This is a genomic window from Psychroserpens sp. (genome assembly GCF_045105015.1).
In the GTDB taxonomy this organism is placed as follows: Bacteria; Bacteroidota; Bacteroidia; order Flavobacteriales; family Flavobacteriaceae; genus Psychroserpens.
In genome coordinates, this window is sequence record NZ_JBGCCX010000039.1 from 13,920 (window position 1) to 30,028 (window position 16,109).

12 protein-coding genes and 1 pseudogene are annotated in these 16,109 nt (G+C 32.2%); 5 read left to right on the top strand and 8 right to left on the bottom strand.

What is annotated here, in order from left to right; translation table 11 throughout:
- Genes AB8B90_RS03100 through AB8B90_RS03110 form a run of 3 tightly spaced genes read right to left on the bottom strand, consistent with a single transcriptional unit; the run spans position 1 to position 3,149 of the window.
- The gene (locus tag AB8B90_RS03100; protein WP_405333529.1) at positions 1–750 is read right to left on the bottom strand and encodes a head GIN domain-containing protein; all 750 of its coding nucleotides are present in this window, start codon (positions 748–750) and stop codon (positions 1–3) included.
- Positions 747–1,844, bottom strand: a complete 1,098-nt coding sequence (locus AB8B90_RS03105) for an acyloxyacyl hydrolase (RefSeq protein ID WP_405333531.1) — start codon at positions 1,842–1,844, stop codon at positions 747–749. Before AB8B90_RS03105 ends, AB8B90_RS03100 begins: the two co-directional genes overlap by 4 nt.
- A 45-nt stretch (positions 1,845–1,889) precedes the next feature.
- Positions 1,890–3,149, bottom strand: a complete 1,260-nt coding sequence (locus tag AB8B90_RS03110; RefSeq protein ID WP_405333533.1) for a pyridoxal phosphate-dependent aminotransferase — start codon at positions 3,147–3,149, stop codon at positions 1,890–1,892.
- Positions 3,150–3,476: 327 nt separating this feature from the next.
- On the opposite strand from AB8B90_RS03110, the gene metK reads away from it, so the two are divergent.
- Together metK and AB8B90_RS03120 are read left to right on the top strand one after the other, a co-directional pair.
- Positions 3,477–4,730, top strand: coding sequence for a methionine adenosyltransferase (gene metK / locus AB8B90_RS03115; protein WP_405333534.1), 1,254 nt, complete (start codon positions 3,477–3,479; stop codon positions 4,728–4,730).
- Positions 4,731–4,938: 208 nt separating this feature from the next.
- Positions 4,939–6,714, top strand: coding sequence for a hypothetical protein (locus AB8B90_RS03120; RefSeq protein ID WP_405333536.1), 1,776 nt, complete (start codon positions 4,939–4,941; stop codon positions 6,712–6,714).
- A 73-nt stretch (positions 6,715–6,787) separates the two neighbouring features.
- On the opposite strand, the gene AB8B90_RS03125 is transcribed toward AB8B90_RS03120, so the two are convergent.
- From AB8B90_RS03125 to AB8B90_RS03145, 5 genes are all read right to left on the bottom strand, one after another.
- Positions 6,788–7,621: a GLPGLI family protein gene (locus tag AB8B90_RS03125; RefSeq protein ID WP_405333538.1), complete on the bottom strand. Its 834-nt coding sequence runs from the start codon at positions 7,619–7,621 to the stop codon at positions 6,788–6,790.
- Between the two features lie 255 nt (positions 7,622–7,876).
- Entirely contained in the window at positions 7,877–10,624 is a 2,748-nt protein-coding gene (locus AB8B90_RS03130) for a carboxypeptidase regulatory-like domain-containing protein (RefSeq protein ID WP_405333540.1), read from the bottom strand.
- A 63-nt stretch (positions 10,625–10,687) separates the two neighbouring features.
- Positions 10,688–11,587 (bottom strand): GLPGLI family protein, encoded by a 900-nt coding sequence (locus tag AB8B90_RS03135; protein ID WP_405333542.1) that lies wholly within the window; start codon positions 11,585–11,587, stop codon positions 10,688–10,690.
- A 116-nt stretch (positions 11,588–11,703) separates the two neighbouring features.
- Positions 11,704–12,552, bottom strand: a complete 849-nt coding sequence (locus tag AB8B90_RS03140; protein WP_405333544.1) for a GLPGLI family protein — start codon at positions 12,550–12,552, stop codon at positions 11,704–11,706.
- 2 nt (positions 12,553–12,554) lie between these two features.
- On the bottom strand, positions 12,555–12,926 hold the full coding sequence (locus AB8B90_RS03145; protein WP_405333545.1) for a hypothetical protein: 372 nt from the start codon (positions 12,924–12,926) through the stop codon (positions 12,555–12,557).
- Positions 12,927–13,050: 124 nt separating this feature from the next.
- Here AB8B90_RS03145 and AB8B90_RS03150 point away from each other — a divergent pair, with 124 nt between their 5' ends.
- From AB8B90_RS03150 to AB8B90_RS03160, 3 genes and pseudogenes are all read left to right on the top strand, one after another.
- On the top strand, positions 13,051–14,595 hold the full coding sequence (locus AB8B90_RS03150) for a sensor histidine kinase (RefSeq protein WP_405333547.1): 1,545 nt from the start codon (positions 13,051–13,053) through the stop codon (positions 14,593–14,595).
- Positions 14,588–15,268: pseudogene (locus tag AB8B90_RS03155) on the top strand (response regulator transcription factor). Before AB8B90_RS03150 ends, AB8B90_RS03155 begins: the two are co-directional and overlap by 8 nt.
- Before the next feature lie 33 nt (positions 15,269–15,301).
- A complete protein-coding gene (locus tag AB8B90_RS03160; RefSeq protein WP_405333549.1) occupies positions 15,302–16,084 on the top strand; it encodes a hypothetical protein in 783 nt (260 codons plus the stop codon).
- Positions 16,085–16,109 lie beyond the last annotated feature (25 nt).

The window sequence follows — 16,109 nt, forward strand, 5'->3', positions numbered from 1 at the left end:
TTATTCAAAAATCAAAACTCCAGTATAGTATTGTTCTACATTAACAGTTGGTGGTGTAGTAACTGAAATCACATCTCCAGTGCTTCTAATCTCACCCGTAAGATTTTGTTGCGGATTGACAATCAAATCATTGCTACTACGTTGGAAAATATCAATATTTTGAGCAATTAAATGCCTGCCTTCAAAACGTGCATCACCAGAGTAATAACCCACAAATAAGTCTTCTACTTGTCCACTTATAAACATAGACGATAGGTTATTAACTATACAATCTAACTCCAAACAATCAACCACAACATTAAAATCACCATCACTATTCACCTCTCCATCAGTATTAAAATCTTCTGAAATTAATTTTAAACTATCAAATGCTAAAACACCATCACTGCTGACTGTTAAACCAGACCCATTTCTAATTTCAGTCAGATTAGGCGCACTCACAAACACCTTAGTCAAACCGTAATCTCTAGTTAAATTGCAAGCATTATTATTAATAATTGACAACCTATTATTTTCAACTCTTACTTCAATGTCATTCAGTAAATTTTCACCAGTTTCAACAATAATACGTTGAACTGCATCTTGCTTCACAATAAGTTCTACTCTTGAAAATACTGTGATTTTTGTAAAGTTATCGACTATGAACTCTTCTTGAATTATGTCTCCCGAATTTTGAAAACAGTCTGGTGCATCTTCATTATTACATGAGAACAACGCAATCGCTAAACATATGTATAGTATTTTTTTCATAATCGAACTCCTATTCCAAATTCAACAGCTTCGGCTTTTGCTCCATGAGATTTTAAAGTTATAGCTCCAAAAAATTTATCTCCAAAATAACGCTTCAAACCAACTCTATTATACACTTGACCTTCAAAATCATAAGGGTAATACACATAATAACCCAATTGTGTAATGATCGACATTTTATTAATAAATAATTCATGACCAACAAAAATACCGACACGCTTCCAATCTTCATCACCATCAACATCTAGTTCTGGGAATGCAACTGAATAAAAATAAATAAGTTCCTCTAAAAACTTAGAAAAGAAGACATCTGTCCCAAATTGTATAGCGCTTTTACGATTTAAACGTTTATCTGCATACGCAGAAACAATATAAAATGGAAACTGTCCAACACCAATAATATCGCTTTCATTGACTCCTGTTCTGAAAGCAAGATTATATTTGATTTTTTCCTTGTATGTTTTATCTTCTGTTGAAGCAATATATTCCGGTTCATTTTCATAATCGAACACATAATTGGTTCCGACATTAAAAACAAATGTATTGGTAGATGTATTTGGTGCCTTGAAATTAGCATTAGAATAATGTATTACTGAGATGCCTGCTTGCAAGCCAAAACCCTTGAATACATTCTCCTTTTTATAGTTAAACATTAGATAAGTTGTACTCAACAAATGTGATCCGTAAGCATTATTTTTAAAGTTTGTTACTTTATCATAAGGGTTTGTATTATAGGCCAAACCTTGCCCGACTCTTAAATTAAGATGCCGTTTTAAAAAGTAAAAATTGTAATGTGCATATAGACCATAATTTTCTCCTAGTGTATTGTTTTTCATATCTTGATAAATGAATGAAAAACCCCAATCTGGATAATTAAATCTACTTTCCCAATCTTTAAAACCGAATGTTTTCTTGTTGTAACTTAAAATAAAACCTGTTGGATGACCAGCAATTAAATGCGAAATATCTGCATTATGCTCCAAGATAGTTCCATAATAGAAATTTGCATCAATGGTGAATTTATTATCATTTTCATCTTGAGAAAACAAGAATCCTGAGCAAAGAGCAATACAAATGGTTAGGTAAAGTTTCATGTATTTTATTCTGAAGCAAAAGTAACAGAATAATTGAAAACTCTACTATGATAAATTAGCTAAGGCATTTCTTAATAAGCCAAAAACTGTATCTATATCTTCTTTTTTAGAAGTCCCAACAGACAATCGAAACCAATTTGATGTTTGAGATGTTCCAAATGCATAAAAAGGAACTATTGCCAACTTAGCCTCTTTGAGTAGGTAACTTGTTACTTCTTGTATGGTTGACAATGTTTCACCTTCTGAAGTTGTCTTACCCATAAGATCAAACTGAACTGTTAGATATAGTGCTGCTTCTGGCTCAATGGCATTTACTGGAAATCCTTCAGATTTAAGCGCCTGAAATCCATCATAGAAACGATTTAATCTGATATCTAATTCACTTTTAATATGTTCTAAATACGTTGAAACAGCTTCTGTTTGATTTAAATATGAAGCCGTTGCCATTTGTTCAGCTTTTGGAGACCAAGCACCTATATGACTTAACATGGCTTTCATTTTATTGATAACATGACTTGGACCAAATGCCCAACCAACGCGAACTCCAGTTGCTGCAAAAGCTTTTGAAATACCATCAATAAAAATGGTATAATCTCTCATTTCAGGAACAAGATCTACAGGATTAAAATGTGTTGTTGAACCATAAGTTAGTTGCCAATAGATTTGATCATAAAGCATATATAACGGTTTAATGTTTTTTATCGCTCTACGCTTATTTTCTTCAACTACTAAAAGAGAAATTTCGGTTAAGGTTTGCTTATCGAAGGTTGTACCAGTAGGATTTAAAGGAGAACACAACGCTATTAAATTTACGTTTTGAATATGAGGTTTTATATCATCGACTGTTGGCATGAATTTATGCTCAGGTTTGGTTTCAACAATAACTGCATTGTTTCTCGCCAAATAAGTGTAAGCATCATTATTCCAAGAAGGCACTGGATACAAAACTGTGTCTTCTATATCTAAAATAGTTTGATACGTAGCATATATCAAAGGCCGAGCACCTCCTGAAATTAAAACTTCATTTTTGGAGTAATCTAAACCTAAATTTTTAGACAAATAATTCGATACACTTTCACGTAACACTTCCATTCCATTAGCAGCAGGGTAATTTGTTTGATTATTGTTATAAGCTGCAACAATTTCATCTTTTAATTCTTGAGGAATTGGAAAAATACTCGCATCAAAATCACCAATGGTTTGGTTGTAAATCGTTTCTCCTTGTGCTTTGAGTGCATTGACTTCTCCTGCAATTTTAATGATTTCAGACCCTTTTAAACCTTCCGCTAATTTTGATGTTTTCATAACTTTAAACTATATCGTTTTCATTCTGCAAAAGTAAGGTATAATTAATGATTTTTAAAATTGAATTCCCCATGTATCTATTGCACCTAAACTTATTATAAAACATGAGTTTTAAAGCTTTTCTATTCCTTTTAATTCTTATGTTTTCTAGTTTGAATTTTATATGTATTTTTGTGTGAGATAGAGAGAGGAAAAATTTGTCCTGATTGCAACCTCTTACACTGTAATATTTCGGTGTATTAAAAAATGCTAAAGCAGTTAGTTTGTAACTTCTCTAGCGACTAAGCAATCTCAATTATTTCCTTAGAACCAATTAAACGGAATTATATGCCATATTTATTTACTTCGGAAAGTGTTTCTGAAGGCCATCCAGATAAAGTAGCAGATCAAATTAGTGATGCTTTAATAGATAATTTTTTAGCTTTTGATAGTGAATCAAAGGTAGCATGCGAAACTTTAGTGACTACAGGTCAAGTTGTACTTGCAGGAGAAGTAAAATCGAATACCTATTTAGACGTACAAAAAATAGCTCGAGACACGATTAATAAAATAGGATACACAAAAAGCGAGTACATGTTTGATGGAAACTCTTGTGGTGTATTTTCTGCCATTCACGAACAATCTGAAGACATAAATCGTGGTGTAGATAGAGCTTCTAAAGAAGAACAAGGCGCAGGAGACCAAGGTATGATGTTTGGCTATGCCACTCGTGAAACTGAAAATTACATGCCTTTAGCTTTAGATTTATCTCACAGAATATTAAAAGAACTTGCAGACTTAAGAAGAGAGAATAAAGATATTACGTATTTAAGACCAGATTCAAAAAGTCAGGTTACCATTGAATACAGTGACGATAATCAACCACAACGCATTGATGCTATTGTAGTATCTACACAACATGACGATTTCGACAAAGATGAAGACATGTTAGCAAAAATCAGAAAAGATATCATTGAGATTTTAATTCCACGTGTTGTTGCCAAATTACCAGAACACATTCAAGTATTATTTAATGATGATATCACCTACCACATTAATCCAACTGGAAAATTTGTGATTGGTGGACCTCATGGTGACACAGGATTAACAGGTCGTAAAATTATTGTAGACACTTATGGTGGAAAAGGAGCTCATGGTGGAGGAGCTTTTTCGGGAAAAGATCCGAGTAAGGTTGATAGAAGCGCTGCATATGCGACTAGACATATTGCCAAAAACATGGTAGCTGCAGGAGTTTGTGATGAAATTTTAGTACAAGTAAGTTATGCTATTGGTGTAGTTGAACCGACATCAATTTTTGTTGATACTTATGGAACTTGCCCATTTAACATTACTGATGGTGAGATTGCTGAAAAAATTACTAAAATTTTTGACATGCGACCAGCAGCTATTGAATCTCGTTTAAAATTACGTCAGCCTATGTATAGTGAAACTGCTGCTTACGGACATATGGGAAGAGATGCTGAAATGGTTAATAAGACATTCGAACAACCAAACGGAGATCCAAAAACTATGGATGTAGAATTATTTACATGGGAAAAACTTGATTATGTGGACCAAGTAAAACAAGCATTTGATTTGTAATTAAACTATAAATCAATTAAAAAAAGCCTTTGAGTTATAAAATCCAGAGGCTTTTTTTTTGTGCAATACTATAGCTTTTATGCCGTTAAATCTTTATAATTTTAAAAATACACGCAACCTTTTTAAGAATTATACATCTATTAGATATAAAAATAATCAGAGTTATATTGATTATCTATATTACACCTAACTCAACAAACAAAATTATATGAAATCAATTCAAATTTTATCTAAAGCTTTCGCACTTCTATTTTTATCTGCATTAGTAACATTCTCTTGTGATAATGATGATAACTTATCAAGTTCACAGGACTTCGACCCAAATGCAACTGAGTTTGCTGAAAATTTTGGTAGTGCAATCAACAGAACATTTTTCGGAACCGTCGTTGATATGAACCAAAATCCTATTGACAATGTAATGATTACCATTGGTAATGAAACTGCAATGACAGATAGCAATGGTATTTTTATAATTGAAAATGCTCCTGTAAACCAACGTTTTGGATATGTGAAAGCCGAAAAAGCGGGATACATTCATGCGTCTCGAGCTGTAGTCCCAAGTGATGGCACAAACAAAGTTCGTATTATGATGTTACCTGAAACGATTGCAGGTACTACATCTAGCGGAACACAAGAAACGATTGCACTTGCAAATGGTTCTAAAGTTGCTTTAAATGGAGATTATATAAAACCTGATGGATCAACTTATTCTGGAAATGTGAATGTCATTATGCATCACCTAGATCCAGCTGATGAAAATATGCCAGACCAAATGCCTGGCATGTTATATGCTGAAAACTCACAAGGACAAGAACGTATGCTTCAAACTTTTGGGATGTTAGCTGTAGAATTACGAGGAGAGAACGGAGAAGACTTAAATTTAGCGGAAGGTTCTACTGCAGAAATTACAGTACCATTAGATATTAGTTTAGTGGGAAATGCGCCCGCAACTATTCCTTTATGGTATTTTGATGAAGCAAACGGCTATTGGATTGAGGAAGGTGAAGCTTTGTTAGTTGGTACTTCTTATGTAGGGACTGTATCTCATTTCTCATTTTGGAATTGTGATATTCCTGCAGAAGCCATTAACTTATGCATTAATGTAATGAACTCTGGTAATGAAAACTTAAGCAATTTAAATATTGCAATTACGAGTGCTACCTATGGAACAAGATATGGATACACCAATGAAAATGGACAAGTTTGCGGATTGGTACCTAGTAATGAAAGTTTAGGAATTGATATTTATAGTTATGATCTGTGTGGAGAAAGTCCAATATACTCAGGCACCATAGGTCCATTCTCTTCAGATTCTAGTATTCCTATTACCATTGATGATACTCCAGATCTTATTTCAGAAACTGTTACTGGTGTTTTTAATGATTGTAATGGCGATCCTGTAACGAATGGTTATGTTGATTTAAGATACGGACAACAATCTTTTTCTGAATTGGTTACCGATGGTGATTTTGAAATTAATTTAATACGTTGTGATGCAGAAAATACATTTAGAATTAAAGCATACGATTATGTTAATGTTCAAGAAACAGACTCTTTATATTATACGTTTACAACTCCTTTAACTAATTTAGGGTCGATTCAATCATGTAATTCTATAGAAGAATTTATAAGCTATCAAGTTGAAGGCAGCCCAACGATTACTTATAACTTTGATATTCAAGGCGGAATAGATGGAGAATACATAGGAGTTTCGCATTATTCTATAAATCAAAATTTTTCATTTAATATAAACATACCCGATTTTAATGGTTTAGGGACATATACAAATGGGTCTATTAACTTTTTTGATACTAATAATGATGGTACTACACTAGAATCTCAATTTGTTGGGACTACAAATGTTACAGCAGTTGGAGAGGTAGATGAATATATAGACATTAATTTTTCTGGTGTCATCACTGATATGAACAGTCCAGATGAATTACCAATCTCTGGAACTATTCATGCTAAGAGAGATTATTAAATAAAAAATAGCTTACAAAAAAAGCCTTCTCAATTGAGAAGGCTTTTTTCTTTTTCTTTTTCAATAGCAATGTTTATCTACGACTTCGTCCCATACGATTATTACGAAACTCAGCCATTTTAGCAACAAGTGTTGCTTGGTACTCTTTTTTTGTAATTTCTTTTCCTTTATCTGGCGCTTCTATTTTTAGCTTTTCTTCTGGATTCAAAACTAATTTCGAACATAACATTGTGGTGTCTCCAGCACTCACTTCAAGAATTAATCCAGGTAGTCCCCAAAATTCAGATGGTCCATGACCAACAGGAATTTGAGGTGCATACCAAGCTTCAACTTCGGTCATTGGTATTTCTGGTTCTACAGTTTCTCCATCTGCAGTTTCAGTTGGATTGCCTCTTCTTAATTTATCCCAAGAAAATGAATACCATGTTAGTTCATCACTTGGTATTGATGCTGTTGCTTTAAAGCACGTGTAATTACCAATTTGCTTCGTTTCAGATCCCATAATCCATTGGATAGGTTGTAATTCATCTTTTACTAAAAAACGTTTTCCGTAAAATTCTTGATCTTGAATCTGAGTGTTAGTTTTTACATTTTTGTACTGATCACCTGCAGCGAAATTTTTGCCCCAAGAATCTGTAGCACCTGACATCGCATCTAGTTTATCTCCTTCTTCAAAAAAAGATTCTTCTTTATTAAAATTTAGGGTGTATGTTTTTTCTAACCTATTTTTAAGACGTGCTTTAACTTCTTTTTTTTGTGCTTCACTTAAGCGTTTTCCCCAATTGCCTAACTCTAAAGTCGACTTTGAGATGTATGTCGCTTGCCCTTGAAATTCTTGAGCAACACCATTTAATGATAAAAGTAAGGTGATGACAAATAAGCTTAATTTTGTGGTTAGTGGTTTCATAATAGTTAAAACAAATAATTATTGTTTAACAAATTTACATAAAAGTTAAACAATTTATTGGTGTTTATCATAAAATTAACAGTTAATCAGGACAAACTATATCTATGCATAAAAAAACCTTCTCGATATGAGAAGGTTTTTTTGCGTTAAGGATTGAGGTATTGTTGAAGCTCTCCTGACGTTTGTGGTCAGGAAGCGACTAGCGAAAGCCTGACCCTTTTTTGCATTAAGCGAAATAGGGTAACGCCCAAAATCTTATAATGAATAAATTACTCTAAAGGTTACGAATCGAGGTTGAATAAAGGTCTCTGAATTAAATACCGAAATATTACCTGCGCTGTTATTAACACGAGAATCGATATCTAATAAGTTAGTGGCTTTTACCTCAAATTCCCAATTGGCATCTCTATCCTTTCGATAAGCTAAGCTAGCATCCCAAGTTTGAAAGGATTCAGAAGGTCTGACACCATCATCTTGATTGGTGTAAGTAAAGTCTGTTCTGAACGTGAATTTTTTAAGTATATAAGCATCGACTTCTATAGAAGGTGAATTGGTAACAAACTTTGTTGTTGTTGAGCCTTGATCGTTATTAGTGATCGAATAAGTATATCGCAAACGCACATTTGGTGCTTCTCTAAAATTTGTACGAAGCTCAGGTATATAGCGCTGAGTGAATCTTTCGTTGACTGTACGGATATCTTCTACAAATTGGTTTTGTTTATCATATGTGAAATTAACTCCCAATCGCGCTCTAATTTTTTTAAATGTACGTTCTACTCTACCAAAAATGGAAGCTGACTCATCTGCAAAATTTGAATTAAAAAATGAACTTGTAGTAATCACATTATCAAAATCTGTAGTATTTCTAATTTGATCAATATTTTTACTATAGTTAGCTATAGCGAATACATTGGTGTAGTTAAATAAATTAAAACTAAAATATCTCAAACTCAAATTATGGGATAAAGAATTTTGTAGTTCGGCATTACCATAATTAATATTACCAAAACTATTTAGTACTAAACCTTCAGCTAAACTAGTTACGTCTGTAAAAGAGTTTGTCATGGTATAACGAAAGGTTAATGTTTCACTCTTTTTAAATTGGATAAGAGTTTCAAATTCTGGTAAAACTCTAAAGAAATTATCTTTAAATTCTTCTCCAAACTGTATGTTTTTATTGCCATAAGAATGTAATGAAAAACCAGGTGTAATTGTAAACTTACCAGTCTTTACTCTGTAACGAAATCCTAAATAGACATCACTAAAATTGTATTCAGTATCATTCTCATTTCTTAGTAGGTTTCCATCATCGTCAGTTAATGTTGCTACTGGATCAAAAAATGAACCATCGTCTAAAAACTGAAAGATATTAGAATTGAATTTTTGATTACTCAAAATCGTTCCTAAGGTTAAGTTTATATTACTCTTGTTATTCAAAATATAATAGTAATCTACTTTAGCATCTAATTGATTAGATTTTATGCGTCTATCTTGATTTACATTGTATCCAAATTGATCTCGATTAAGTCCTAGAGCTGAAGCGGTATTATCAAAGGCATCTGGAATTTGAGGAGGGTCATTATTTGTTGGATCATTAATTAGTAAGGCGTTATAAAAAGGGTCTTCGTCTTTGATTAAATGTTGTGCTTCGAGTGCGAAAATATTTTTTTCATTTAAAGTATAATAATAGTTTAGGTTTTGATTGATACTGAAAGGTTTTACTTCGCTTACCTGACTTGTGTTTCCTATAACTGAAGAGAATTCTCTTTCTCTTTCTGAATCACTTGAAATACGTCCTAATAAATCGTAATCAAGTTGATTATTAAAATTTGGTTTGTATGATGCACTTAATTTAGCAATCCCTTGATTAGAAGCTTCTTTTCCTGTTTGAACAGTTTCCTCATTAGGAATCCCTAAATTAGGATCTATGTATCTAATGAAATTTTCTTCACGTGTTCTAAGCCGTGAGCTATTATATATAAAAAAACCACTAAGATCTAAAGCTTTATTGGGAGAATAACTGAAGTTCGCTGCACCTAATTTTGTTTCAATTTCCTGAGCATTACCTAGGTTGGTTAATCCTCCTAAGCCATTATCTCCTAAATTAATGTTGGTGCCACTTCCTTGACTAGGCAATCTAAATCCACCGCCAAAATTTCTTAAATCTCGATTTGTTAATGCAACTTCTCCAATATTATTTAAATCTCCAATAACATTTATACTATACTTCGGACTGTAATAAAATAATTTAGGTTGAAGTAGGTATAGCTCATCATCTGTAGCAACACCACCTGCAGCAGTGACATCACCAAACCAAAAATTCTCTTTACCTTCTTTGAGTTTAATGTTTATCGCGACATTATCTTGATTGTTTTGTACACCTCGTAATTGTCCGACTTCGGAATAATTTCGCAACACTTGCACTTTATCAACTGCATTGGAAGGAATATTCTTTGTAGCTAATTTAGAATCGCCATCGAAAAAATCCTTTCCATTAACCATTAGTTTATTGACGACTTTACCCTCAACTTCTATTTGTCCGTCATCATTAATTTCTACACCAGGAAGTTTTTTCAAAACATCTTCTAATTTCCGTTCGGATCCATCTTTAAAGGAATCTGCATTGTAAACTAAGGTATCACCTTTTATGGTTACAGGCATTTCATAGGTTAATTCTACTGCATCTAGTGCATTATCATACTGAAGCGTGTAATTTTTTGTAATGTTATCTTCTTTGGTAGCAAGTTCTTCAGAGATTGACTTCATTCCTATATAACTTACTTGAATTGTATAGGTTTTATTCTTGTCTAAATCTAATTTAAATTTTCCTTTATCATTAGATATCGCATAAGAAGCCATGGCTTTGGTTTCTTTATTAATTGCAATAATATTAGCTAATTCAAGCGGTGTTCCGATGCTATCCTTAACAACACCTTGAACTGTAATTTGAGCACTAGCAAAGCTCGTCACGAATAGTAACGTTAGTATGATTATATTTCTCATTTGATTGGGTTTTGTTTCTTTGATGTTTTTCATTTAGAAAAACTGAAACATTATTTTTTATATTTAATTTCGACGACCTCGTCCTCGTCCTCCATACATTTGTCTCATCTCTTCTATTTTCTCCTTCATAATGGTATTGTATTCTGTTCTAGTCACGACTTCACCTGTATCTGGCTTTTTAATTTCCTCTTTATCTTGAGGATTCATCACTATTTTAGTACAAAGCATAACCGTTCTATCTGCTTGAACTTCGAGTATTAAACCTGGAAGTCCATGGTATTCTGCAGGTCCAGCACTCACTGGAATTTGAGGAGTGTACCAAGCTGTAACAACTACAAATTCTGGAACTTCTAATTCATTAAAAGGATCATCAGAATTCGATTTTGATGAATCTACCTTCTCTTCGCCTTCTTTCTTTTCATCATCTTTTTTATCATTGTTTCTGCCTCTTCTTCGCATGCTCATAAAATCCATTTCATCAACCTTCTTAGTTGTAGTTGCTTTAAAACAGGTGTATTGTCCTATTTGTTTGGTTTCATTTTCAAGCTTCCATTCTAATTTTGGGAGAGAATCTCTAACTAAAAACTGTTTTCCGAAAAACTCTTGTTCTTGAAGAATTACGCTTTCCTTTACATTCTTATATTGAGGACCTCCTGTAAAACTACTCATCATTCCTCGCCAAGGACTACTACCAGAACCTGGAGCATCAAGTTTTTCTTCTTCTTTATAAGTCGATTCGCTTCGGTTAAAATTTAGAACGTAAGTCTTTTCTAACATGCTCTTCATACGTTCAGCAATTTGTTTTTTTTGTTGGTCACTCATTTGACCTCCTCTTCCCCAACTACTCATATCTACAGTAGTTTTGGTTTGGTAAATCGCTTGTCCTTGAAATTCTTGTGCTGTGGTATTTACGCTTGCTAAAAGCATTAATACCATAAAAAGTTTAATGGTTACATTTTTCATTGTTGTAGTCTTAGTCTTAATTGAGTAAAATTAACTCATTATATTTTACTTAGACTGAAAAACGCACAAATAGTTAAGTCCTAAAAGGTTAAACTTATCTTAAACTTCTGAACTATTTAACCACCTATTCTAATCTCTATGCTCTCTCCTCCATCTCTTCCATTACTAGGTCTAAAACGCTCTTCCATTTCCTTCATCTTCTTTTCCATTATTTTGTCATAAGCCTCTTGACTAACTTCTTTACCATTATCTGGCTCAACAATATTAACTGCGTTTTTGGGATTGATGACAATCTTGCTACAAATAACTGTTTCACTACCATCATTAACCTCAAGAATCAATCCTGGTAAACCATGATAGTTCCCTGGACCAACACTTACTGGGATTTGAGGTGTATACCAAGCAGTGATTGTAATTTCTTTCATTTTAGGCGCTTCATCAGTACTTAAATCTTTGTCGCCATTAAAACTAATGCCACTTTCAATATCCTCAACCTCACGTGTTGTTGTTGCTTTAAAACAAGTATAATCACCAATATTTTTTGTTTCAGAACCTAAGGACCATTCAATCTCTTTTAATTCATCTTTAATTAAAAAAACTTTACTAAATGACTCATTTTGATTGGTGTAACGCTTTTCTTTGATATTCTTATAGAGCACATCAGAACCGCCTGACATCACCATAACCATATCCATCCCTTGTGGATTAGGAGCAGCTAAAGCGTCTTCCTCTTTATAAATAGACTCTGATTTATTAAAATTTAATATGTAGGTCTTTTCAAACTGTTTTTTAAGCATTTCCATCATTTGATCGGCAATACCCGAACCCATTTGTGTACTATCTAACTTAATGTCAATTTTAGTTTTTGATTTGTAAGTTGCCTCTCCCTGAAATTCTTGAGCATTTGCAAGAGATGCGAATAATAACACACTACTAATTGTGATAATTTTAATTATTGTATTCATTGTTATTGTTTGTTTTTATAATATTTAATTGCGGCTTTTCTCATTTTCTTCACACTCTGTAAAAAACCATCTATGTCATTTGAGTCTCCATTTACTTTATAAGTTAATGTACTTTTTTCTCCATTAGACATGACATCTCCATTACATATAATTTCGAATGAAACATTTTCAACATCTACCGATTCTTTAAGTAGATTTTTAATGTCCTTAATTTTAAATGTAGACTCCACTTCTTCTGCAGAATCTACCGTAACAGAAACGCTCAGATCATTAATTTCTAAATTACTTTCTGTTATTTTTGAATCAACACCTTCAGTTTGACTAAAACTAAACAAAGTAAATAATACAGTAAAAATAGTAACTCCTAATTTCATTTTATTGTGGTTTTATGATTAATATGTTTCAAATATAAAGCTTCATTTGAACCAAATTAGTTAACCAGTGTTAACGAGTGTTAACCGATTAGTTTATGCGCTTTTTAACATTTACATTTGACCTATGAACGATTCTAAATTCAGATATATATTATACGTAATCATTGTTGTAATTCTCTCAACAATTGCAATACAAGTCTATTGGAACTATAAAAATTATCAGGCTAATAAACAGCAACTCATTAATGAAGTTCAAATAAGTTTAGACAAAGCTGTAGATGATTATTATACAGCTTTGGCTGAACGAACTACATTCGGAATATTTCTTGAAGGAGAACAACAAAAAGATATTTTTAAAGAAGGAAGTGAGTTAAATGATTTTTTAAAAAACATTGACGAGTCGGAAAAAGAGTTCACCAATTTAGACTCTTTGGATGTTAGTCATATGGAAGGCGTTACAGTTGTTAAAGGATTTAAGACGGATTCTATGTCTAAAGCTTTTGAAAAACTACATCCCACACTATCGCCTGAGCAGTTTAAAAAAAATCTAGATAGTATCAAACTAATTAGTGGTGATATAGATGCTTCTGAATTTGAAATTCTGACCTCAAAAATTGTAGTCTCAATTAGCAATGATAGTCTTGATTTAAAAGAAGTTGATAGTTTATTAAAACTTGAATTAGAACGAAAAAACATAGTTCTAGAAAGTCAGTTAAAATTTTACGACTCTGATAAAAATATTGAGTTCTTTAGCAGGCTTGACTCTATAGTTGATTCAACACTTAATTTAAGTGAAAAATCAGCAAAAAATCTTACTCTAAGTACAACATCCAAATCTACGTTTTTACCGAAAGGAAGTATTCTAAAATTAGATTTTTCAAATACTACTACACTTATTTTAAAACGAATCTTAGGAGGCATATTTATTTCGACACTTTTGGTCCTAGCGGTTATTAGTTGTTTGTTTTATTTACTTAAAGTCATTAAACATCAAAAACAACTTTCTGAAGTTAAAAACGATTTAATTAGCAACATCACTCATGAATTTAAAACCCCTATTGCCACAATAGGTGTGGCTTTAGAAAGTATTCAAAATTTTAACGCTATTGATGATAAAGAAAAAACCAAGTCATATTTAGATATGTCTAGAACACAATTATCAAAGCTCAACACTATGGTTGAAAAACTTCTGGAGACAGCTACACTAGATAGTGAAAATTTAGAATTAAACACAAGTCGATATCATATATCAGAAGTGGTGACTTCTGTCATTGAAAAACATAAAATTCAAAGTCATAAAACTATACATTCAGATATTGATGAGGACGTATACGCAAACGTTGATGTTTTCCATTTTGAAAATGCAGTGAACAACATTATTGACAATGCTATAAAATATGGAGGAGATGAGATTGATATCATTTTAAAAGGGCAATCCTCACAAATTGAACTCTTAATTTCTGACAATGGCACATCAATTTCAAAGGCAAATAAAGATCGGATTTTTGAAAAATTTTATCGAATTCCTAAAGGCAACACACATGACATTAAAGGCTTCGGAATTGGATTATACTACACTAAAAAAATTATCGAAAAACATAACGGAACGATTGAGATTCAGTTAGATAAGAATCAAACAACTTTTAAAATTGTGATGCCTTATGCTTAAAACAACCATTTTACTAGCTGAAGACGAACCAGCTTTAGGTCAAATTATTAAAGAAAGTTTAGAAACTTGAGATTTTGAGGTCTTACTATGTAATGATGGTGAGAAAGCACTTGAAACCTACCAAACTAAAAGCCCTGAACTTTTAGTACTAGATGTAATGATGCCAAAAAAAGATGGGTTCACTTTAGCCAAAGAAATCAGAGCAATCGATGATACGATTCCTATTATTTTTCTAACAGCAAAATCTCAAACTCAAGACGTTGTTGAAGGGTTTACTATTGGTGGCAATGATTACCTAAAAAAACCATTCAGCATGGAAGAATTAATTGTTAGAATTAACAATTTATTGCATCGAACAAAAGTCCAGAAAACATCTGAAATCCTAAATATAGGAGAATACACATTTGACTTCCCAAAACAACATCTTCAATTTCAGGATGACAAACATATTCAACTTACACATCGCGAAGCACATTTGTTATTTCATTTAGTAAAAAATAAAAATCAAGTACTTGATCGTTCAATTATTTTGAATAAACTTTGGGGAAATGACGACTTCTTTAACGCAAGAAGTATGGATGTGTTTATTTCTAAACTTCGTAAAAAACTGAGTCAAGACAATTCTATTCAAATTTTAAACGTTAGAGGTTTTGGATACAAATTAATCTGCTAAAAGTGGTTTGATTTTTGTACTTTTCAAATCACAATGCGATACTTATTATACATCTTCCTAATTATATCAATGACTGGTATTAGTCAAGAAATTATTGATGTTACACCAATTGATACTTCAGAATTAAAAGTAGATCATATTGTGGCTATAGATAATTTCGAAACTTTCTACTATTTAAAAGACAATATCATTTACAAAGAGGATAAAAAAGGAGTGTCTATAAACTACAGCAATTATCAATTAGGTGAAATTACAACAGCAAATGCATTCAATCCACTGAAAGTAAATCTCTTTTATCAAGATTTTAATTCGGTTATCATTCTTGATAATCGCTTAGCCGAAATTTTTAAAGTGGATTTCAATACTGTACAGCCTTATAAAAATGTAACACATATTTCAACAGGATTTGACAATACACTATGGATTTTTAATGTTGATTTTCAGCAACTAGAACTATACGATTATAAAACAAATACAACTCGTTTTTCGGCAGTACCTGTGCAATCGTTAGTGTTAGATTTGGAAAGCGACTATAACTTTTGCTGGCTACTTACAGAAAACTACTTGTATCAATACAACTATTTTGGAAGCATGATTTCTAAAATTGAAAATACTGGATTTACAGAAATTTCAAAAAGTAACGGACATTTAATCTTAAAAAAAGAAGACCGCTTATATTTTAAACACAAGAAAAAGGAAGAAATACATCCTTTAAATCTTCCAAAATTGTTAATAAATCAGTTTTTATTGACCAATGAAACCTTGTATATTTACGATCTTGAAAAACTCCGTACATACCAACTAAAAATCAATTAGATATGCATTTTGCAGTCGCAGGAAA